The sequence below is a fragment of the Luteimonas sp. TWI596 genome (genome assembly GCF_039674105.1).
GTDB lineage: Bacteria > Pseudomonadota > Gammaproteobacteria > Xanthomonadales > Xanthomonadaceae > Luteimonas.
Genome location: NZ_JBDJMU010000001.1, coordinates 1 through 18,894, shown reverse-complemented (window position 1 = coordinate 18,894; position 18,894 = coordinate 1). Strand labels below are relative to the sequence as shown.

The window sequence follows — 18,894 nt, the reverse complement described above, 5'->3', positions numbered from 1 at the left end:
GCCACCCAATGGGTGCCCAACCCGCCGCGGGCATCGTGCATGGATGCTGTCGCGCAACGTGCACACGATGCGAACGGTTTGCATCGCAAGCTCGCCGCCCCGCGCCTGTGCGCCCCGTCACGTCGGATCGTCGCCATGAGTTTCCAGGGATTTCTCAACCATCTCCTCACCTCCCAGAGCGGCGGCAAGCCGGGCAGCAGCCTGCTCAATGCGGATTTCGGCAAGGGCGCGGTCGCCGGCGGCGCGCTCGGCCTGTTGCTCGGCAAGCACCGCAAGACCCGCAAGCTCGCCAGTTACGGCGGTCTGGCCGCGATCGGCATGATGGCCTACCGCGCCTACGGCGATTACCAGAAGCAGCAAGCGGGCGCGGCCGTACCGGCGCCACAAACCGTCGACCGGCTGCCTCCGCCGCAGGCCGACCTTCACAGCCAGGCGATCCTCAAGGCGCTGGTCGGCGCCGCCAAGGCGGACGGCCATCTCGACGCACGCGAGCGCGAGGTGATCGAGGCCGAGTTCCGCCGCATCGACAGCGCCGCCGACATCCAGTCGTGGCTGCACGCCGAGCTGGAAAAGCCGCTCGATCCAGCCGAGATCGCACGCGCCGCGACGTCGCCGGAGATCGCCTCGCAGATGTACCTGGCCAGCGTGCTGGTGGCCGACGACACGAGCTTCATGGAGCGCAGCTATCTCGACGAGCTCGCGCGCCAGTTGGGCATCGCGCCTGAACTCAAGGCGCGCCTCGAGCAGGAAGTGCGCGCCGCCGCAGGAGGCTGACGCGTCCGCGCCGACCCGATCTTCGCAGCGACGCGGTTACCGTCGCTGCGATGACGCCGCCTTCCCCATCCCGCCCCCGCGACTACACGCCGCAGCTGCGCCGCACCTTGCGCGCGCTGCTGGTGCTGGCAGTGCTGGCCGCCGCTGGCCACTGGGCCTGGCATCAACCCTTCATGGCCCAACCGCGCGCCGTCGCCCGGATCGCCGCCGCGCCGGCGCCGGAAGCCTTGCCGATGCCGGTCGAGGGTGTCGCCCCCCACCGCGTCGCCGACACCTTTGGTGCGCCACGCGGGCGCGATCGGCAACATGAGGGCGTGGACATCTTCGCGCCCCGCGGCACGCCGGTGCGCAGCACCACCGAAGGCCTGGTCGTGGGCATTCGCGATGCTGGCCTCGGCGGACGTCAGGTGTGGGTGGTCGGCCCGGGGCGGCAGCGCCACTACTACGCGCATCTGGACGACTTCGCCGAACTGCTCTCGGTCGGCGACGTGGTGCGCCCGGGCGACATGCTGGGCACGGTCGGCGACACCGGCAATGCGCGCGGCACGCCGCCACATCTGCATTACGGCATTTACGCGGCCGGCGGCGCGTTCGATCCGCTGCCGCTGCTGCGCGCCGCCGCCGCGGCGGCCGACGACACCGCCGCGATGCGTTGAAGTGCCACCTGCGGCGTGCATCGCGGCACCGCCGCGGCCGGCACCGCGCCGCACTTCCGGGTTACCCTGCGCGCGGCGCCGGCGTGCATCATCGGAGTTGGAGATGGACAAGCGTTTCTGGATCTGCGGGTTGACGCTCTCGGCCAGCGCGCTGCTGCTGGGCTTGCTGGTCCATGGCGTGCTGCTGCGCGCCGACTACCTGGCCTTGTCCCATCTGTTCCGCACGCGCGAGGATGCCAATGCCAATGTCGGCTGGATCCTGCTGGCGTATCTGTCGCTCGGCCTGGCGATGACTTGGCTCTACCGCTGGCTGCCGCCGCCGGTGCGCAGCAAGCGCTGGCATGGCGCCCGCTTCGGGCTGGCACTGGCGCTGGTGTCGTTCGTGCCCTGGCACCTGCTGGCCCATGCCGGCCAGCCGTTCCCGCTCGGCCTGACGCTGCGCCAGATCGTGCTCGATGTGATCGCGATGCAGTTGCTCGGCCTGCTGTTGGCGTGGCTGCAACCGCATCGCCGCGTGCTCGCGCCCGCGCCCGATGAGCGCAGCCCCCGCTAACCCGGCATTCACTGCCGACACGTAGGGTGCGCAGGACTGCACCAGGAAACCGTCGCATGCGTGCCCTCGCCCGTCCCGTCGCCTTGTCGCTGCTGCTCGTCCTGACCGCCTGCACATCGCTGGGCGTGGTCTCGGCCTGGCTCGGCGACCAGGTCGCCTTCACCGCGCCGCAGTTGCAGCGCCAGCTCGACACACGCTTCCCCCGGACGTTCGAGCGCGTCGGCGGGCTGGTTTCGGTGACGCTGCAGAACCCGCAGTTGACGATTCCGCAGGGCGAGCACCGGCTGCGACTGGACTTTGATCTGGGCGTGGGCGGCGCGCTCGCCGACGACCGTCCGGGCCACCTGACACTGGTCAGCGGCCTGCGCTATGACGCCGCCACGCGCGGTCTGCATCTGGAGGATCCGCAATTGCTGCAATTCGACCTGCCGGGAACCCATGCGCTGCTCAAGGGCGGCGCGCAGGGCATCGTCAACGGCCTACTGGCCGAATACGCGCGCAGCGAGCCGATCTACCGGCTCGACGACGACCTGCTGTCCAAGCTGCCGGCCGGCAAACGCATCGGCGAGGTCGCGGTCGGCGACGGCCGCGTGGTGGTGCACCTTGCGCGCTGACCGCACTGCGCTGGCGCTGTGCGCCGCGCTGGCGCTAGCGGCCTGCGGCGACCGCGACGCCCAGCGCGGCAACACCGCGGATAACAGTGCGGACACCGCCAGTCTGCCGCAGCCCGTCGCCACCGGCGATCCGGTGACCGGCATGCCCGGTGCCCCGGGCCCCGGCGACGTGCCACTGGGCGGCCGGGCCCCGGCGCCCGCGGTTCCCGACCTGGCGGCTGTCCCACTCGAGGACAATCCCGAGACCGGCCTGTTGCCGGGAGCGACGGACCCCGCCGTGGACATGGCACCGCCGAGCCCGGAGGCGGCGGTGGCGGCGCTTCGCACCTACTACGCGGCGATCAACGCGCTCGACTACGCCAGCGCCTATGCCCAGTGGTCGGATGGCGGCCGGGCGAGCGGGCAGACACCGGAGCAGTTCGCGGCCGGCTTCGCGCAGACGTCCACGGTCATGGTCGACATCGGCACGCCGGGCGCCATCGAGGGGGCCGCCGGCTCGCGCTATATCGAGGTGCCGGTGTCGTTGCGCGCCCAGCAGGCGGACGGCTCGATCCGACGCTACGAGGGGCGCTACGTCCTGCGCGCAGCGGTGGTCGACGGCGCCAGCCAGACCCAGCGCGCCTGGCACATCGCGTCGGCGGACCTGCGCGAGGTGGCCGCGCCCTGATCGTGGGCGCGGGCGGACATCTGCTGGGTCAGCGCTTGGGCTGGAGCATGGTACCGGTGCAGTTCGCGGCGCCGCAGCGGCAGCCCCACAGCTTCTTGAGCGCGGGCGTGTGCCGCTCGGCCAGGGTGATGCCGTAGTTGTAGGTCAGCTCCTCGCCCTGGGCGATATCGCGCAGCGCTTCGATGAAGACCTTGTCCTTGTGCCGCCGGTCCTTGGCGTCCTCCTCGACCACCGCTTCGCAGTTCGGATCGCAGGAGTGGTTGATCCAGCGTGCGACGTTGCCCTCGATGTTCGCGTCGATGACGTAGTCGTCGTTGAGCGTGAACAGGAACGTGTGGCCGTCCTCCTCCTGGTCGCCGTATTGGGCATCGACGTCGGCGTGACTGCGCAGGAAGCCCTTGTAGCGGATGACCCGCTCGCCCTTGGCGATCGCTTCGGTGGCGAACACGCCGTTGCCGTGGATCGCCGAGCGGCGGGCCTCGATCTTCCTGGTCTTCTTCTTGGGCATCGTGCGCTCTGGGGCGATGAGGACAAGCGTCGCATTGTCGCGGACCCGCACGCCGGCCGCCACTGGCGCGTCGCGCTGAACGCCGGCCCATGCGCACGTTGTGGTCGGCCGGTCAAAAAAGTACAATTTTGGTCCGCATTCCGCAGTCAGCTTCTTCCGATGCTCCGGGTCACCAAGCTCACCGATTACGCCACCGTGGTTCTGACCGTGCTCGCCGCACGGCCGGATGCGGTGATGAGCGCGACCGATCTGGCCGAGCGCGCGGGCCTGGAGACGCCGACGGTCAGCAAGCTGCTCAAGCCCCTGGCCCAGGCCGGACTGGTCGAGGGCTTCCGCGGCGCCAACGGCGGCTACCGGCTGGCGCGCGCGCCATCGGCGATCAACCTGGTGCAGATCGTCGAGGCGATGGAAGGCCCGCTGGCGATGACCGAATGCAGCCTGCACGACAGCCAGTGCGGGATTTCCGACCAGTGCGGTGTCCAGGGCAACTGGCGCCGCATCAACGAGGTCGTCGCCGAGGCCCTGCGCGGCGTGACGCTGGCGCAGATGCTCGACGACGCCCCGCGCGTCCCTTCCTTTCCCACCCCTGCCGGGGCGAAGCGCATCGACGCCCGCCTCGCGCACCCATAGACAGTAGGCAGCCGCCCCCATGGCCACCGACATCATCGAAGCCCCCGAGACCAACCGGGAGATCCACGCACAGCTCGGCCGTCGCTACGACGCCGGCTTCGTCACCGATATCGAGTCCGACAGCTTCCCGCCGGGCCTGGACGAGGACGTCGTACGCGCGCTGTCGCGCAAGAAGGGCGAGCCTGAGTGGATGACCGACTGGCGCGTCGCCGCCTATCGCCACTGGCTGACGATGCCGGTGCCGCACTGGGCCAAGCTGCAGATCGCCCCGATCGACCTGCAGGCGGTCAGCTACTACTCCGCGCCCAAGGGGCCGAAGTACAAGTCGCTCGACGAGGTGCCCAAGGAGTTGATCGACACCTACGACAAGCTCGGCGTGCCGTTGCACGAGCGCGCCAAGCTGGCCGGGGTCGCGGTCGATGCGGTGTTCGACTCGGTCTCGGTCGGCACCACGTTCCGCAAGGAGCTGGCCGAGAAGGGCGTGATCTTCTGCTCGATGTCCGAGGCGGTCCACGAACACCCCGAGCTGGTGCGCCAGTACCTGGGCACCGTGGTGCCGGTCGGCGACAACTACTTCGCCGCGCTCAACTCGGCGGTGTTCTCCGACGGCAGCTTCGTGTTCATCCCCAAGGGCGTGCGCTGCCCGATGGAGCTGAGCACTTATTTCCGTATCAACGCCGGCCACACCGGCCAGTTCGAGCGCACGCTGATCGTCTGCGAGGACAATGCCTACGTCTCGTACCTGGAAGGCTGCACCGCGCCGATGCGCGACGAGAACCAGCTGCACGCCGCGGTGGTGGAGCTGGTCGCGCTCGAGGATGCGGAGATCAAGTATTCGACGGTGCAGAACTGGTACCCCGGCGACGAGAACGGCGTGGGTGGCATCTACAACTTCGTGACCAAGCGCGCCGAGTGCCGTGGCGCGCGCAGCAAGGTGACCTGGACCCAGGTCGAGACTGGTTCGGCGATCACCTGGAAGTACCCCTCCTGCGTGCTGTTGGGCGACGACTCCTCGGGCGAGTTCCACTCCGTGGCGCTGACCCACCATCGTCAGCAGGCCGACACCGGCACCAAGATGATCCACGTCGGCAAGCGCACCAAGAGCAAGATCGTCAGCAAGGGCATCAGCGCCGGCCGCGGCCAGAACACCTACCGCGGTCTGGTCAAGGTCGGCAGCGGCGCCGAGGGCGCGCGCAACTACACCCAGTGCGACTCGCTGCTGATCGGCAAGGACTGCGGCGCACACACCTTCCCCTACATCGAGGTCCGCCACCCCGGCGCGACCGTCGAGCACGAGGCGACGACCTCCAAGATCAGCGACGACCAGCTGTTCTACTGCCGGGCGCGCGGCATCTCCGAGGAAGACGCGGTCAGCCTGATCGTCGACGGCTTCTGCAAGCAGGTCTTCCGCGAGCTGCCGATGGAGTTCGCGGTCGAGGCCAAGAAGCTGCTGGAGGTCTCGCTCGAAGGCTCGGTCGGATGAGCGCGGTCCTGTCACTTGCGGCCCGCGGCGCCCTGGCCCTTGTGGCCGCCCCCGCGATCGCGCTGCCGGTGCTGGCGGCGGACGCGGAACGCGACAACATCTGCTGCGTCGGCGGCTGCACCGGTCCCCAGACCGATCCGGTCAAGGCAGGCATCGACGCCGACGCCGAGCTCAACCGCACCTACCGTGCCGTCCTGGCCGAGTACGCCGACGTGCCGGGCGCGGTCGAGGCGATCCGCGACGCGCAGCGCAGCTGGATCGCGCTGCGCGATCGCGACCTCGAGGCGCCTGGGGCGAGCTGGGGCGCGGTGCTGCCCGAAGATGACCCCGGACACGCGGCTCGGTGCTCTACAACGACCTGATCCTGCGTCTGAACAACGCGCGCTCGCGGTTCCTCCGCGACGCCTATCTCGCCCCTCGCGGCTGAATTTTCCATCCAGGCATTCCTATGTTGACGATCGACAACCTCCACGCCCGCATCGGCGAACGCGACATCCTCAAGGGCCTCTCGCTCGACGTGAAACCGGGCGAGGTGCACGCGATCATGGGCCCCAACGGCGCGGGCAAGTCCACGCTGGGCAACATCCTCTCCGGTCGCGACGGCTATGACGTCACCGCCGGCACGGTCGCGTTCGAGGGCCATGACCTGCTGGCGCTCGAGCCCGAGGAGCGCGCCGCGGCCGGCGTGTTCCTGGCGTTCCAGTACCCGGTCGAGATCCCGGGCGTGAACAACACCTACTTCCTGCGCAGCGCGCTTAACGCCCAGCGCAAGGCGCGCGGCCAGGAGGAGCTCGACTCGATGCAGTTCCTGCGCCTGGTGCGCGAAAAGCTCGCGGTGCTGCACCTCGACGACCGCCTGCTGCACCGCGGCGTCAACGAGGGCTTTTCGGGCGGCGAGAAGAAGCGCAACGAGATCTTCCAGCTGGCCGTGCTCGAGCCGAAGCTGGCAATTCTCGACGAGACCGATTCGGGCCTGGACATCGACGCGCTCAAGAACGTCGCCGACGGCGTCAATGCGCTGCGCTCGCCCGATCGCGCGTTCATCGTGATCACCCACTACCAGCGCCTGCTCGACTACATCCGCCCCGACGTGGTGCACGTGCTCGCCGATGGCCGCATCGTGCAGAGTGGCGGCCCGGAACTGGCCCTGCAGCTCGAAGAAAAGGGCTACGCCTGGGTCAAGGACCGCGTCGCGCCCGAGGCAGCGGCGTGATGAGCGCCCTGCTCGAGTCCCTTGCCGCGGGTTTCGACGGCGACGCTGCGCGCCGCCCGGCGCTCGACGCCGCATTGGCGGCGGGCCTGCCCGGCCCGCGCAGCGAGTCGTGGAAGTACACCTCGCTGCGCGCGCTCGAGCGCCGCAGCTTCGCGCCGGCTGGCGACGCCGCGATCGATCCGGCGCTGCTGGCCGACATCCCGGCGCCGCGCCTGGTGTTCGTCAACGGCCGCGCCGCGCCCGCGCTGTCCGATCCCGGCCCCGCTATCGCCGGGCTGTCGATCGGCACCGGCCTGTCTGCTAACGCACTGCCGGCGATCGAGGATCGGGACGACGCGGTGTTCGTGCGCCTCAACGCCGCGCTCGCCACCGATGGGGTCGCGATCACCGTCGACGCCGATACCGAGGTCGCGGCGCCGCTGCATCTGGTGTTCGTCGGTGCGCCGACCGAGACCGACCAGGCGTGGCACCTGCGTCACCACATCGCGCTCGGTACCGGCGCGCGGCTGACCGTGGTCGAACACCATCTCGATGCCGGCCCCCATCGCCATCTCGACAACGGCGTGTGCTCACTGCGCCTCGCCGATCGCGCGCACCTGCGTCATCTGCGACTGCAACGGCGCGAGGCCGGCGCGACTGCGTTCCTGCGCACCGACGCCGAATTGCAGGCCGGCGCCATCTACGACCGCGTCGACGTCGAGGCCGGCGCGGCGCTGTCGCGCCACGAACTCGACGTGCGCCTGCTCGGCCCGGACGCGCGCCTGACCGCCAACGGCGTGCTGCTGGCCGGCGGTCGTGGTCATCTGGACACGCGCCTGGGCATCCGCCACATCGCCCGGGACACCGCCTGCCAGCTGCTGTGGCGCGGCATCGGCGACGGCCGTGGCCGGGTGGTCTTCCACGGCGGCATCACCATCGACGCCGGTGCCGACGGCACCGATGCGCGACTGTCGAACAAGAACCTGCTGCTGTCGGCAACCGCCGAGATCGATACCCAGCCGGTGCTGGTGATCCATGCCGACGAGGTCCAGGCCGCGCATGGCGCCACGGTCGGCCAGCTCGATCCCGGCGCGCTGTTCTACCTGCGCTCGCGCGGCCTGCCCGCGACCGATGCCCAGCGACTGCTCACCGCCGCCTTCGTACGCGAGCCGCTGGCCGCGATCGTCGACGACGCGCTGCGCACGCTGGCCGAGTCCGCACTGGATCGCGCGCTCACCGCGCTCGTGCGCGCATGAGCGCCCTGCCGCCGCTCGAGCCGCCGTTCGATGGCCCCAGCGCACCGGACCGGCACGATGGCGAGGTCGACTGGGCCTGCGTGCGCGCCGACTTCCCGCTGCTGCTGCGCGAGGTCCACGGCAAGCCGCTGATCTACTTCGACAATGCCAACACCGGCCAGAAGCCGGCGTGCGTGATCGACGCGGTCGACGGCCACTACCGCCGCCACAACGCCAACGTCAGCCGGGCCGTGCACCAGCTCGGCACCGAGGCGACCGAGGCCTACGAAGGTACGCGGCGCAAACTGGCGCGGTTCCTCAACGTGCGCGCCGACGACCTGGTGCTGTGCAGCGGCACCACGTTCGCGATCAATCTGGTGGCGTACTCGTGGGCGCTGCCGCGACTGAAGGCCGGCGACACGATCCTGGTCTCGCGCATGGAGCACCACGCCAACATCGTGCCCTGGCAGATCGTCGCCGAGCGCACCGGCGCGACCGTGCGCGTGGCGGAGATCGGCGAAGACGGCACGCTCGACCTCGAGTCGCTGCGCCGCGCGATGACGCCGGACGTGAAGCTGCTCGCGATCACCCACGTCTCCAATGTGCTGGGCACGGTCAATCCGGTGCGCGAGATCTGTCGCCTGGCGCGCCGACACGGCGTGACGACCGTCGTCGATGGCTCGCAGGCGGTGCCGCACCGCAGGGTGGACATCGCCGCGATCGGCTGCGACTTCTACGCCTTCACCGGCCACAAGATGTGCGGGCCGACCGGCACCGGCGCGCTATGGGCGCGCCGCGAGCACCTCGAGGCGATGCCGCCGTTCCTGGGCGGCGGCGAGATGATCAAGGAGGTCGCCTTCAGCGGCACGGTCTACAACGACCCGCCGCAGCGTTTCGAGGCCGGCACCCCGAACATCGCCGGCTTCGTCGGCCTGGGCGCTGCGGTCGACTATCTCGAACGCCTCGGGATGGACCACGTCGAGCGGCGCGAGGCCGCGCTGCTCGCACACCTGACCGAGGCGATGGGCACGATCGACGGCCTGCGCATCCTCGGCGCGGCACCGGACAAGGCCGCCGTGGTGTCGTTCCTGGTCGAAGGCGCGCATGCGCACGACCTGGCGACACTGCTGGACCTCGAAGGCGTGGCCGTGCGCTCGGGCCAGCACTGCGCACATCCGCTGCTGCAGTTCTACGGTGTCGCGGCCACCTGTCGCGCATCGCCGGCGTTCTACAACACCCACGAGGAGATCGACGCCTTCGTCGCCGCGCTGCGCAAGGTCCGCCGGCTGCTGGGCTGACGCGCCGCATTGCGGCATGCCGATCGGCGCCACGCGCGCCGACGGCCATAATGGCCGCCCTTCCCCGCCAGCTTCGTCACGATGCCCGCCTCTCCCGCGTTTCGCCTCGCCAACCTCGACGACGTGCCCGCGCTGGTCGCGCTGGTGACGTCCGCCTACCGCGGCGATGCCAGCCGCGCCGGCTGGACCACCGAGGCCGACCTGCTCGACGGCGCCCGGATCGACCCGGACGTGCTGCGCGCCGACATCGTGCGTCCCGACAGCCGTGTGGTCGTGGTCGACGGCTCCGATGGCATGCCGCAGGCCTGCGCGCATGTCGCGATCGAGGACGGCCATGGCTACTTCGGCATGTTCGCCGTCGCCCCGCGATTGCAGGGCCTGGGCACCGGAGATGCGGTGCTGGCCGAATGCGAGCGCATCGTCCGCGACGACTGGCGCCTGCCCGGCATGCGCATGACCGTCATCGACCTGCGCGAGGCGTTGATCGCGTGGTACGAACGCCGCGGCTATCGCCGCACCGGGCGTCACAAGCCATTTCCCTATGGGGACGCACGTTTCGGCATCCCGTTGCGCGACGATCTGCGCTTCGAAGTGCTGGAGAAGACCTTCGGCGCCTCACCCGTCGGAGTCGCACCATGAGCGAGACCTGGACCTTCGTCTGCGCGACCGCCGAACTGCTGCCCGGCGAGATGCGGACCACCTTCGACGAGGTGACCGGGGCGCCGATCGTGGTGTTCAACCTCGATGGCGACCTGTACGCGCTGGAGGACCAGTGCACCCATGAGGACTTCGCGCTGTCGGGCGGGGGCGATTTCGACCCGGGCGAGGCAACGATCGAATGCGTGCTGCACGGTGCAAAGTTCGACGTGCGCGATGGCCGCGCCCTGTGCGCACCAGCCTACGAACCGGTGGCGAAGTTCCCGACCAAGATCGAGCACGGCGGGGTCTGGACGCGCGACGACCGGGACTGACGGTCCTGCAGTGATCGTCGCGCTGCACCAGTACGAGATCCGGCGGATCCGTCGCGCCCGCTGCCGTGCCATACATGCGAATGAATTGCGTTAAGACTTGCTTATGAAAATCATTCTCATATAATTGCGCGTCAGCTTTCTTGCTCGAGCGTGCCCGGTTCGTGACGACGCGGCCTACATCGCAGTGGACGGCATCGGGGCGCATCAGGCTGGCCCTGGCGGCCCTGCTGTCGCTGGCTGTCGTCCTCGGTGTCGCTTCCTGCGACCTGCCGCTCATGTCTGCCGGGCTCGGCGATGCGACCGCGCTGCCCGACCTCCCGGCCACGCAGGATCCACCGCCCGAGGCGAAGTTCCGCCGTCCGCTGCCCCTGTCGGCCCGCGTCGCGCCGCGGGATGCCGCGCCCGGCGCCAGCCTGCCGCCGTGTCCGGCGGTGGCGTCGACACCGCCGATGTCGCGCGTCGACGCCATGCGGGCCTTGGCCGACCGACCGCCCCCCGACGCCGTCGACGCGCCACAGGCGCTGCGTCCGGATCTGACATTGCCGCCCGGCCACGCGCCTCCGCACGCCTGAAGCCCCCGCCAGCCAGCGTGGGGCCGCGCGCCGCCGAGGCCGGCGCACGCGTACGCCCCAGCGTTTGATGCCCCCGTCTTGCGACGCCGCCGCCCGGTGGCGCGCCAGGCCGCACGCGCGGCCGCTTTCCCATGTTTCGACAAGGACCTCCCATGATTGATTCGACCGCCCCGCGCCGCCGTGCGCTGGCCGCGAGCCTGCTCGCCCTGCTGTCCACCCCTGCACTGGCCGATACCGCTCTGCCCCAGGACGACGCCCGCAACTTCGACACCATCGTCGTCACCGCGGCCGGCTTCGAGCAGAAGATCACCGACGCCCCGGCCAGCATCAGCGTGATCACGCAGGAAGACCTGACCCATCGTCCCTACATGACCCTGCTCGATGCGGTGCGCGACATCGAAGGCATCGACGTCGGCGAGACCCGCGACAAGACCGGCCAGGGCACGATCTCGATGCGCGGCATGGGCGCGGACTACACGCTGATCCTGATCAACGGCCGGCGCCAGAACAACCACGGCGACATCTACCCCAACAACTTCGCCGGCAACCAGTTCAACCACATTCCGCCACTGGACGCGATCGAGCGCATCGAAGTGATCCGCGGCCCGATGTCCACGCTCTACGGCGCCGACGCAATGGGCGGGGTGATCAACATCATCACCAAACGCGAGCTCGACAGCTGGGCCGGGTCGCTCACGCTGGGCCGCACCTTCGAGACCGACGACCAGTTCGGCGACGACACCACCGCCGACCTCTTCGTCACCGGGCCGTTGGTGCCGGGCGTGCTGAACCTGAGCGCGCGCGCCAGCTGGTACGACCGCGAGGCCTCCAATCCGGTGTACGCGCCGGTCACCGACCCCAACGGCGAGGTCCACACCCGCGCACTGGGCTTCGGCGGCGGCGGCAAGACCGTGGACAACACCAACAAGGCCGCCGGCATCTCGCTGAGCTGGACACCGACGCAGGCGCAGACGATCACCTTCGATATCGATGCCTCGCGCCAGAAGTACGACAACAGCACCCGGCTCAACGACAACGGCGTGGCGGAGTATCCGGTGGGCACCGTCGACGACTACGGCGCGATGCTGCGCATCGGCAACAACGGTCGCATCGAACCGCGTGCCGGCTATCGGCCCAGCCAGGAGTTCACCCGCGACAACTGGTCGATCGCGCACGAGGGCCGCTGGTCGTTCGGCAACAGCCTGGTGTCGCTGGGTTATGTCGAAACCCGCAACGAGGGCCGCACGCTGCCCTACACCGTGGCCGACCGCCAGCACCTGCAGTCGCTGTGGAACACGGCCTGCGGCAACCTGGGCGGCACGGTCAACGCTGCCGGCCGCTGCCCCAACTCGGCCGCCGGCACTGGCTACAGCCCTCCCGCATGGAACGGGCTTTCCGAGGCCCAGAAACTGGCGGTCATGGCGGCCAATCTCACATCCGAGCAGTACGCTCAACTGCTGGCCTACCTGCCCCGCCCCGATCGCACGCTCGAGAGCAATCAGTACACGCTCGACGCCAAGCTGGACCTGCCCTTCGAGTGGAATGGCACTCACGTTGCCGTGGTCGGTGCCCAGCTCATCCGTGGCGAACTGATCGATGGCGTGTTCGGCATGGAGCGCGGTGTTGCTGGCGCCAAGCAGAAGCACGACATGGTCTCGCTGTTCGCCGAGGACACCTGGACCATCGCCGAGCCGGTGTCGATCACCGCCGGTCTGCGCTACGACGATCACAAGACCTTCGGCAACCACCTCAGTCCGCGCCTGTACGGCGTGTGGACGCTGAGCGAGCAATGGACGGTCAAGGGCGGTGTCAGCACCGGATTCAAGACCCCCAAGACCACCCAGCTCTACGACGGCATCACCGGCTTCGGCGCCCAGGGCGTGTCGCCGATGTTCGGCAATCCCAACCTGCAACCCGAGACCAGCACCAGCACCGAATTGGCCGCGTACTGGCAGCACCCCGGCGGCCACAGCTTCAATGCGACGATCTTCCACAACAAGTTCGACGACAAGATCGGCCAGGAAGCCTGCGGTCCGACGCTCACGATCGCCTGCAGCGGCACCGGCGACTACGCCGATCTGGGGTACTCGAACTCCAACAAGACGGTCAACATCGACGAGGTCGTGGTCCAGGGCGCCGAACTCGCCGGACGCTGGCAGATCAGCGACGCTCTGGGCTTCCGCGCCAACTACACCTTCACCGACAGCGAGCAGAAGAGCGGCAGCAATGCCGGACGGCCGCTGGGCAACAGCGCCCGGCACATGGCCAACGCCACGCTCGACTGGCGCGCGACCGAAGCCTTCACGGTCTTCCTGACCGCCGAGGCGCGCTCCAAGCGCTATCGCGGCTTCGACACGGTGCTGGCGCAGGAGCTGTACTGGAAGGACTACGAGGTGCTCCACCTCGGCGCCTCCTACCGCATCAACGAGACAGTGACCGTCAACGGCCGGATCAACAACCTGCTCGATCGCGATTTCACGTCCTACCAGTACAGCTTCGTCGAAGACAGCGGCAGCTACACGCTGTCGGCCCAGGACGACTACAACAACAAGGACAAGGCGCGGAATGTCTGGCTGAGCGTGAACGTCAGCTTCTGAACCCTGGAGTGAGGTCCGGCCCGGCAGGCGCACACGCCTCGTCCGGGCCGGCCCCCGACCGGTCACGCAAGCAGACCGCGAGCAAGGCGCCCTCGCCCTCGATCGACACCCGGCCGGACGCAGAGGCACCGGTCAGCACGGCGGTATCGCCTGCCGCCAACGCCGCATGCGCCACGCCGCTGCCGCATCGCGCGTGTCCGGCCAGCAGGTGGATGGCCCAGGTCGTCGCCGGGTCGGCACGCCATGCCAGGGCGCCGGCCAGCGGCAGATGCCAGAGCCGGGCCCGGTACGCGTCGCGCCGCCACATCAGGTTGAACACTTCGACGCCGCCTGTCGGCACGCAGGCGGCCACATCGCGTTCGCCGGCGAAGCGATGCCGGGCATATCGCGACGCCAGCGCGACGCGGCGGTCCGCGACCCGCAGATCCAGCCGGCCGCCGCGCAGCAGCATCAGCTCGCGATCGACGCCGGGAAATGCCGAGAACGGCGCATCGCGGTCGATTCGTGCAATCGAGATCCGCCACGGCCAGGGGGCCGCGGTATCGTCGACCGAAGGCGCGGCCGTCAGCGCAGGCGCGCAGAACAGTTCGCGCGTCCAGCCGTGGCCATTGCGCCAGCGCACGGAGCGTGCGGCGGCGGCGGGAACGATCCGGACGGTCTCAGGGACAGGCATCGCGCGAGTCTAAAGCCTGATCGACAACAGGCCCCGATCAAGACCAACCCGGATCGGGTGGGCCCGGGTAGACGACCGGGGCCGCAGCGCGCCACCAGGCCGACGCTGGCTCCGAGATGGGCGCGTCCTACAATCGGCGCGTTGCGCCCAAAAGAGGTCGCCCGCCACGCATCCAATGCGGGGCGGGCGACGGCTACATCCATGTAATGGCGTCCTTGCCGGATCCAATGGAGCATCCCGCTCCTCGACCTGCACCGATGCTCCTTGCCCCGGTGCGGGCGATGGTTGGCTCAGCGCTGCTGCGCTGCGCCCTTGCCCGGCGTCCCAGACGCCCGCTGGGCGGTCTGCTGCTGGCGCGCCATCGGCGACCCCAACTCGATCCGATCCCGGTTGTTCTCGACCGTGCGCAGACCGATGCCCTTGACCATGGCCAGTTGCTCGGCGCTGCGGAACGGCCCGTTCTCATCCCGGTAGGCCACGATCGCCTCGGCCTTGGCCGGCCCGATGTTGTGCAGCACCCGGGCGAGGGTCGTGGCATCGGCGGTGTTGACGTTGACCTTCTCGACCCCGTCTGCGCCGAAGGCCGAACCGGCCATCAACAGCGAGAGGACGAGAGCGGCGATGAGGGCTTTGAACGGCTTCATGGCGAACTCCTTGGCGATTGGGTGGATTCCTTTCCCGACTGGCGATCTGTCATCCCTGCCGGTGTTGCCAGTCTCCCCAACGCCATGAACACAGCCTATCCGCCTGTCCGACATCGCGAAGCAGGCCGACTCCCCAATTTCGTGTAGGAAAAGTCCTACAACGCCCGCGCGGTAGAATGGCCACCTACGCCGCAAGTGGAGCTCGCGCCATGGATACCCGCCGCACCGACCGTTTCGTCGGCGCCAAATGGGACGACGAGATCGTCCCGCAGCTTGTCGAATACATCCGTATTCCGAACAAATCGCCGATGTTCGACGCCGATTGGGTGGCCAATGGCCACATGGAGCGCGCCGTCGAGCTGATGGCCGGCTGGGCCCGCGCCCAGACGATCCCCGGCATGCAGTTGGAGGTCGTGCGCCTGGAAGGGCGCACGCCGCTGATCTTCATCGAAATCCCGGCCGCCAACGGCGGCAGCGACGCCGACTGCGTGCTGCTGTACGGCCACCTCGACAAGCAGCCGGAGATGACTGGCTGGGACGACGACCTCGGCCCGTGGGAGCCGGTGTTGCGCGACGGCAAGCTCTACGGGCGCGGCGGCGCCGACGACGGCTACGCGATCTACGGCTCGCTGACCGCGATCCTGGCCCTGCACGAGCAGGGCCTGCCGCACGCACGCTGCGTGGTGCTGATCGAGGCCTGCGAGGAATCGGGCAGCTACGACCTGCCCGCCTATGTCGATCATCTCGCCGACCGCATCGGCAAGCCGTCGCTGGTCGTCTGCCTGGACTCAGGCTGTGGCAACTACGACCAACTGTGGTGCACCACCTCGCTGCGCGGCCTGGCCGGCGGCAACCTGACGGTCAAGGTGCTCGACGAGGGCGTGCATTCGGGCGACGCCTCGGGCGTGGTCCCCTCGAGCTTCCGCCTGCTGCGCCAGCTGCTGTCGCGCATCGAGGACGAGCGCAGTGGCCGGATCCTGCCCGAAGGGCTGCATGCCGACATCCCGGCCGAGCGGCTCGAGCAGGCGCGCCGCGCCGCCGAGGTGCTCGATACGGCGATCTACGACAAGTTCCCCCTGACCGGCGCGCTGCGACCGATGTTCCCCGTCGATGCCGACGGCACGGTCTCCGAGGATCTTGCCGAACTCGTGCTCAACCGCACCTGGCGCCCGGCGCTGTCGGTGACCGGCGTCGACGGGCTGCCGTCGCTGCAGTCGGCCGGCAACGTGCTGCGTCCGCATACCGCGGTCAAGCTGTCGCTGCGCCTGCCGCCGACGGTCGACGGCAAGCACGCCGGCGAGTTGCTGCAGCAGGCCCTGACCCAGAACCCGCCCAATGGCGCCACGGTCACGCTGTCGCTGGAGAAGGCCGCGACCGGCTGGAATGCGCCGGCGATGTCGCCGTGGCTGTCGGAGGCGATCGAAGGGGCCAGCCAGGCATTCTTCGGCAAGCCGGCGATGTACATGGGCGAAGGCGGCTCGATCCCGTTCATGGGCATGCTGGGCGAGAAGTTTCCCGGCGCGCAGTTCATGATCACCGGCGTGCTCGGCCCGCACTCCAACGCCCACGGGCCGAACGAGTTCCTGCACATCGAGATGGGCAAGCGGGTCACCGCGTGCGTGGCCCGTGTGATCGCCGAGCATCACCACGCCAGCCAGCGCGGCGAGACCTCGGGGTCGGCGGTCGCCGCCGACAGCGGCAAGCGTCACGGCGATCACGGCTGCTGCTGACCGCCCACCGGGACGATGCCGCGGCATCGTCCCGGCGGTGCGCACTGTCGCCCCGCCCAGCGGCACGCTAAGGTCGGACGCCCCGGTTCTTTCCGTCACTCGCGTATGCGCTCTGGTCCACACGCGATCGCCCTGCTCGTCCTGACGCTGGCGTCGCTCGTGGCCTGTGGCCATGCGGCCGCGCGCGAGACGGCGCTGTATAACGCGTCGTTCGATCCGACCCGCGAGTTCTACGTCGACTACAACCGTGCGTTCGCCTCGTACTGGCGCCAGCGCACCGGCGAAGCCGTGGACATCCGCATGCACCATGGCGGCTCGGGCGAGCAGGTTCGGGCGATCCTGGGCGGGTTGGACGCGGACGTGGCGACACTGGCGCTGGCTGCCGACATCGACGCACTGGCCCAGGCCGGGCTGCTGGCTGCGGATTGGCGCACACGCCTGCCCGACGCCAGCGTGCCCTACACCTCGACCATCGTCCTGCTCGTACGCAAGGGCAACCCGCAGCGGATTCACGACTGGGGCGATCTCGTGCGGCCCGGCGTGCGGGTGGTGACGCCCGATCCCCGGACCTCCGGCGGCGGACGCTGGAACTACCTCGCCGCATGGGCCTGGGCCTCGCGCGCGCATCGCGACGGCACGCAGGTGCTGGACTGGATGCGGCGCCTGTTTCGCAACGTCGTGGCCGCGGATGCGGGCGCGCGCACGGCGACCACGACCTTCGTCGAGGGCGGTCGCGGCGACGTGCTGCTGGCCTGGGAAAGCGAAGCGTTGCGCCTGCTCGCCGATCCGCGCACCAGCCAGGCGCTGGAAATCGTCTATCCCAGCCTGAGCATTCGCGCCGAGCCCCAGGTCGCACGGATCGACCGCAATGTCGACGCCCACGGCGCCCGCGAGCGCGCGGACGCCTATCTGCAGTATCTGTACTCGCCGACCGGCCAGCGGCTGGCCGCGCAGCACCACTATCGCCCTGTCGACCCGAGCCAGGTCCCGGCCTCGCAACGCGCGCGCTTTCGCGCGGTCCCGATGGTGACTGTCGACGCGGCCTTCGGCGGCTGGCAACACGCCCAGCGGGTGCACTTCGCCGCCGGCGGACTGTTCGATCACGTGGCCGGCGCCGCCCGCTGAGCTTCGGACGCTCGGTCCAGCACTCCCGCATTCCAGTCGGTAAGCTGGCGGCCCGTCACCTGAGCAGGCCGCTGCGTTGCTTCCCGCCTTTTATCCCCCCGCTGACCGGACGTGCGCATTCGGCACGAACGCCGCCCGATGAAGGCGCTGATCTTCGCGGCCGGCCTGGGCGAACGCATGCGGCCACTGACCGACCACACGCCCAAGCCACTGTTGGTCGCAGGCGGCAAGCCGCTGATCGTCTGGCACCTGGAGCGCCTGGCGGCCGCGGGCGTGCGCGAGGTCGTCCTCAACGTCTCGTGGCTGGCCGAGCAGTTCGCTCCCGCACTGGGCGACGGTGAGCGCTGGGGCCTGCGCCTGCACTATTCGCACGAGGGCGCACCGCCGCTGGAAACCGGCGGTGGCATGCTGCAGGCGCTGCCCCTGCTGGGCGAGGCGCCATTCCTGGCGATCAATGGCGACATCTGGAGCGACCACGACCCCGCGTCGCTGCCGCGCGAGCCGGCCGGCGACGCGCACCTGGTGCTGGTCGACAATCCGGCGCACCACACGCAGGGCGACTTCGTGCTCGAGGGCGACCGCGTACGCGCAGCGGGCTCGGACCGGCTGACTTTCGCCGGCATTGGGGTCTATCGCCCCACGTTGCTGGCGGGGTGGCGCGATATCATCGGTGACACACCGGGGGCCGACGCCACGCCGCCACGGTTCCGGCTGGCGCCACTGTTGCGCGCGGCGATGGACCGGGGCGCAGTCTCGGGCGAGCATCACCGCGGTGCCTGGACGGATGTCGGCACTCCCGAGCGGCTCGCCGAACTCGACGCCGCGCTCACCAGAGCGCGCTGATCTCGCGCCCAAAAAAAAGGTTCATCGCTGAATTCCGGGGAAGGCTGCGCGGATCTTCAGGAAGAAGTACTCCTGATCGCGGTACCCGTAGGCACGGCGCTTGATGACCTTGATGGTGTTGTTGATGCC

General features: G+C 69.5%; 22 protein-coding genes. 18 read left to right on the top strand and 4 right to left on the bottom strand.

Going from position 1 to position 18,894, the window contains the following annotated elements; all coding sequences use genetic code 11:
• The first annotated feature begins 135 nt into the window (after nucleotides 1–135).
• The 5 genes from ABE487_RS00110 (at nucleotide 136) to ABE487_RS00090 (ending at nucleotide 3,264) form a co-directional block, all read left to right on the top strand.
• Nucleotides 136–774 (top strand): tellurite resistance TerB family protein, encoded by a 639-nt coding sequence (locus tag ABE487_RS00110; protein ID WP_346443385.1) that lies wholly within the window; start codon nucleotides 136–138, stop codon nucleotides 772–774.
• 50 nt (nucleotides 775–824) lie between these two features.
• A complete protein-coding gene (locus ABE487_RS00105; RefSeq protein ID WP_346451979.1) occupies nucleotides 825–1,430 on the top strand; it encodes a M23 family metallopeptidase in 606 nt (201 codons plus the stop codon).
• Between the two features lie 103 nt (nucleotides 1,431–1,533).
• The gene (locus ABE487_RS00100; RefSeq protein ID WP_346447858.1) at nucleotides 1,534–1,983 is read left to right on the top strand and encodes a hypothetical protein; all 450 of its coding nucleotides are present in this window, start codon (nucleotides 1,534–1,536) and stop codon (nucleotides 1,981–1,983) included.
• Nucleotides 1,984–2,039: 56 nt separating this feature from the next.
• A complete protein-coding gene (locus tag ABE487_RS00095; RefSeq protein WP_346451978.1) occupies nucleotides 2,040–2,597 on the top strand; it encodes a DUF1439 domain-containing protein in 558 nt (185 codons plus the stop codon).
• The gene (locus tag ABE487_RS00090) at nucleotides 2,587–3,264 is read left to right on the top strand and encodes a hypothetical protein (RefSeq protein ID WP_346447862.1); all 678 of its coding nucleotides are present in this window, start codon (nucleotides 2,587–2,589) and stop codon (nucleotides 3,262–3,264) included. Before ABE487_RS00095 ends, ABE487_RS00090 begins: the two co-directional genes overlap by 11 nt.
• 28 nt (nucleotides 3,265–3,292) lie before the next feature.
• Here ABE487_RS00090 and ABE487_RS00085 read toward each other — a convergent pair whose 3' ends face one another.
• The gene (locus ABE487_RS00085) at nucleotides 3,293–3,772 is read right to left on the bottom strand and encodes an SET domain-containing protein-lysine N-methyltransferase (protein ID WP_346443376.1); all 480 of its coding nucleotides are present in this window, start codon (nucleotides 3,770–3,772) and stop codon (nucleotides 3,293–3,295) included.
• A gap of 159 nt (nucleotides 3,773–3,931) precedes the next feature.
• Here ABE487_RS00085 and ABE487_RS00080 point away from each other — a divergent pair, with 159 nt between their 5' ends.
• The 10 genes from ABE487_RS00080 to ABE487_RS00035 all read left to right on the top strand — a co-directional run bounded on the left by ABE487_RS00080 (nucleotide 3,932) and on the right by ABE487_RS00035 (nucleotide 13,750).
• The gene (locus tag ABE487_RS00080) at nucleotides 3,932–4,402 is read left to right on the top strand and encodes an SUF system Fe-S cluster assembly regulator (protein ID WP_346443375.1); all 471 of its coding nucleotides are present in this window, start codon (nucleotides 3,932–3,934) and stop codon (nucleotides 4,400–4,402) included.
• A 19-nt stretch (nucleotides 4,403–4,421) separates the two neighbouring features.
• Nucleotides 4,422–5,885, top strand: a complete 1,464-nt coding sequence (gene sufB, locus ABE487_RS00075) for a Fe-S cluster assembly protein SufB (RefSeq protein WP_346451977.1) — start codon at nucleotides 4,422–4,424, stop codon at nucleotides 5,883–5,885.
• Nucleotides 5,882–6,247, top strand: a complete 366-nt coding sequence (locus tag ABE487_RS00070) for a lysozyme inhibitor LprI family protein (RefSeq protein WP_346451976.1) — start codon at nucleotides 5,882–5,884, stop codon at nucleotides 6,245–6,247. Before sufB ends, ABE487_RS00070 begins: the two co-directional genes overlap by 4 nt.
• An 86-nt stretch (nucleotides 6,248–6,333) precedes the next feature.
• Nucleotides 6,334–7,098 (top strand): Fe-S cluster assembly ATPase SufC, encoded by a 765-nt coding sequence (gene sufC / locus ABE487_RS00065; RefSeq protein ID WP_346451975.1) that lies wholly within the window; start codon nucleotides 6,334–6,336, stop codon nucleotides 7,096–7,098.
• A complete protein-coding gene (gene sufD, locus ABE487_RS00060; protein ID WP_346451974.1) occupies nucleotides 7,098–8,333 on the top strand; it encodes a Fe-S cluster assembly protein SufD in 1,236 nt (411 codons plus the stop codon). Before sufC ends, sufD begins: the two co-directional genes overlap by 1 nt.
• Nucleotides 8,330–9,610: a cysteine desulfurase gene (locus ABE487_RS00055; RefSeq protein ID WP_346443366.1), complete on the top strand. Its 1,281-nt coding sequence runs from the start codon at nucleotides 8,330–8,332 to the stop codon at nucleotides 9,608–9,610. The genes sufD and ABE487_RS00055 overlap by 4 nt, the downstream gene beginning before the upstream one ends.
• An 81-nt stretch (nucleotides 9,611–9,691) precedes the next feature.
• On the top strand, nucleotides 9,692–10,249 hold the full coding sequence (locus ABE487_RS00050) for a GNAT family N-acetyltransferase (RefSeq protein ID WP_346451973.1): 558 nt from the start codon (nucleotides 9,692–9,694) through the stop codon (nucleotides 10,247–10,249).
• The gene (locus ABE487_RS00045) at nucleotides 10,246–10,581 is read left to right on the top strand and encodes a non-heme iron oxygenase ferredoxin subunit (RefSeq protein ID WP_346443363.1); all 336 of its coding nucleotides are present in this window, start codon (nucleotides 10,246–10,248) and stop codon (nucleotides 10,579–10,581) included. Before ABE487_RS00050 ends, ABE487_RS00045 begins: the two co-directional genes overlap by 4 nt.
• 140 nt (nucleotides 10,582–10,721) lie before the next feature.
• Nucleotides 10,722–11,153, top strand: a complete 432-nt coding sequence (locus ABE487_RS00040) for a hypothetical protein (protein WP_346443361.1) — start codon at nucleotides 10,722–10,724, stop codon at nucleotides 11,151–11,153.
• A 152-nt stretch (nucleotides 11,154–11,305) separates the two neighbouring features.
• A complete protein-coding gene (locus ABE487_RS00035; protein ID WP_346443359.1) occupies nucleotides 11,306–13,750 on the top strand; it encodes a TonB-dependent receptor in 2,445 nt (814 codons plus the stop codon).
• On the opposite strand, the gene ABE487_RS00030 is transcribed toward ABE487_RS00035, so the two are convergent.
• Both ABE487_RS00030 and ABE487_RS00025 read right to left on the bottom strand, forming a co-directional pair.
• Nucleotides 13,740–14,423, bottom strand: coding sequence for a HutD family protein (locus tag ABE487_RS00030; protein WP_346443357.1), 684 nt, complete (start codon nucleotides 14,421–14,423; stop codon nucleotides 13,740–13,742). The two genes, ABE487_RS00035 and ABE487_RS00030, sit on opposite strands and share 11 nt — an antisense overlap.
• A gap of 290 nt (nucleotides 14,424–14,713) precedes the next feature.
• On the bottom strand, nucleotides 14,714–15,067 hold the full coding sequence (locus ABE487_RS00025; RefSeq protein WP_346443355.1) for a ComEA family DNA-binding protein: 354 nt from the start codon (nucleotides 15,065–15,067) through the stop codon (nucleotides 14,714–14,716).
• A 209-nt stretch (nucleotides 15,068–15,276) separates the two neighbouring features.
• Here ABE487_RS00025 and ABE487_RS00020 point away from each other — a divergent pair, with 209 nt between their 5' ends.
• From ABE487_RS00020 to murU, 3 genes are all read left to right on the top strand, one after another.
• Nucleotides 15,277–16,797, top strand: a complete 1,521-nt coding sequence (locus tag ABE487_RS00020) for a M20 family metallopeptidase (RefSeq protein WP_346451972.1) — start codon at nucleotides 15,277–15,279, stop codon at nucleotides 16,795–16,797.
• A gap of 105 nt (nucleotides 16,798–16,902) precedes the next feature.
• On the top strand, nucleotides 16,903–17,922 hold the full coding sequence (locus ABE487_RS00015) for a sulfate ABC transporter substrate-binding protein (protein ID WP_346451971.1): 1,020 nt from the start codon (nucleotides 16,903–16,905) through the stop codon (nucleotides 17,920–17,922).
• A 138-nt stretch (nucleotides 17,923–18,060) separates the two neighbouring features.
• Nucleotides 18,061–18,765 carry an N-acetylmuramate alpha-1-phosphate uridylyltransferase MurU gene (gene murU / locus ABE487_RS00010; protein ID WP_346451970.1) on the top strand — a complete coding sequence of 235 codons (705 nt, stop codon included), beginning with the start codon at nucleotides 18,061–18,063 and terminating at the stop codon, nucleotides 18,763–18,765.
• A 21-nt stretch (nucleotides 18,766–18,786) separates the two neighbouring features.
• Here the strand turns inward: murU and ABE487_RS00005 are convergent.
• Nucleotides 18,787–18,894, bottom strand: a 108-nt coding sequence (locus tag ABE487_RS00005; protein ID WP_346448926.1) for a transposase, incomplete at its 5' end; no start/stop codon positions are given.

Excerpts from the sequence above, each read along its gene's own strand:
- ABE487_RS00110 (WP_346443385.1), top strand. The coding sequence starts at position 136 with ATGAGTTTCCAGGGATTTCTCAACCATCTCCTCACCTCCCAGAGCGGC.
- ABE487_RS00105 (WP_346451979.1), top strand. The coding sequence starts at position 825 with ATGACGCCGCCTTCCCCATCCCGCCCCCGCGACTACACGCCGCAGCTG.
- ABE487_RS00100 (WP_346447858.1), top strand. The coding sequence starts at position 1,534 with ATGGACAAGCGTTTCTGGATCTGCGGGTTGACGCTCTCGGCCAGCGCG.
- ABE487_RS00095 (WP_346451978.1), top strand. The coding sequence starts at position 2,040 with ATGCGTGCCCTCGCCCGTCCCGTCGCCTTGTCGCTGCTGCTCGTCCTG.
- ABE487_RS00085 (WP_346443376.1), bottom strand. The coding sequence starts at position 3,772 with ATGCCCAAGAAGAAGACCAGGAAGATCGAGGCCCGCCGCTCGGCGATC.
- ABE487_RS00080 (WP_346443375.1), top strand. The coding sequence starts at position 3,932 with ATGCTCCGGGTCACCAAGCTCACCGATTACGCCACCGTGGTTCTGACC.
- sufB (WP_346451977.1), top strand. The coding sequence starts at position 4,422 with ATGGCCACCGACATCATCGAAGCCCCCGAGACCAACCGGGAGATCCAC.
- ABE487_RS00070 (WP_346451976.1), top strand. The coding sequence starts at position 5,882 with ATGAGCGCGGTCCTGTCACTTGCGGCCCGCGGCGCCCTGGCCCTTGTG.
- sufC (WP_346451975.1), top strand. The coding sequence starts at position 6,334 with ATGTTGACGATCGACAACCTCCACGCCCGCATCGGCGAACGCGACATC.
- sufD (WP_346451974.1), top strand. The coding sequence starts at position 7,098 with ATGAGCGCCCTGCTCGAGTCCCTTGCCGCGGGTTTCGACGGCGACGCT.
- ABE487_RS00055 (WP_346443366.1), top strand. The coding sequence starts at position 8,330 with ATGAGCGCCCTGCCGCCGCTCGAGCCGCCGTTCGATGGCCCCAGCGCA.
- ABE487_RS00050 (WP_346451973.1), top strand. The coding sequence starts at position 9,692 with ATGCCCGCCTCTCCCGCGTTTCGCCTCGCCAACCTCGACGACGTGCCC.
- ABE487_RS00045 (WP_346443363.1), top strand. The coding sequence starts at position 10,246 with ATGAGCGAGACCTGGACCTTCGTCTGCGCGACCGCCGAACTGCTGCCC.
- ABE487_RS00035 (WP_346443359.1), top strand. The coding sequence starts at position 11,306 with ATGATTGATTCGACCGCCCCGCGCCGCCGTGCGCTGGCCGCGAGCCTG.
- ABE487_RS00030 (WP_346443357.1), bottom strand. The coding sequence starts at position 14,423 with ATGCCTGTCCCTGAGACCGTCCGGATCGTTCCCGCCGCCGCCGCACGC.
- ABE487_RS00025 (WP_346443355.1), bottom strand. The coding sequence starts at position 15,067 with ATGAAGCCGTTCAAAGCCCTCATCGCCGCTCTCGTCCTCTCGCTGTTG.
- ABE487_RS00020 (WP_346451972.1), top strand. The coding sequence starts at position 15,277 with ATGGATACCCGCCGCACCGACCGTTTCGTCGGCGCCAAATGGGACGAC.
- ABE487_RS00015 (WP_346451971.1), top strand. The coding sequence starts at position 16,903 with ATGCGCTCTGGTCCACACGCGATCGCCCTGCTCGTCCTGACGCTGGCG.
- murU (WP_346451970.1), top strand. The coding sequence starts at position 18,061 with ATGAAGGCGCTGATCTTCGCGGCCGGCCTGGGCGAACGCATGCGGCCA.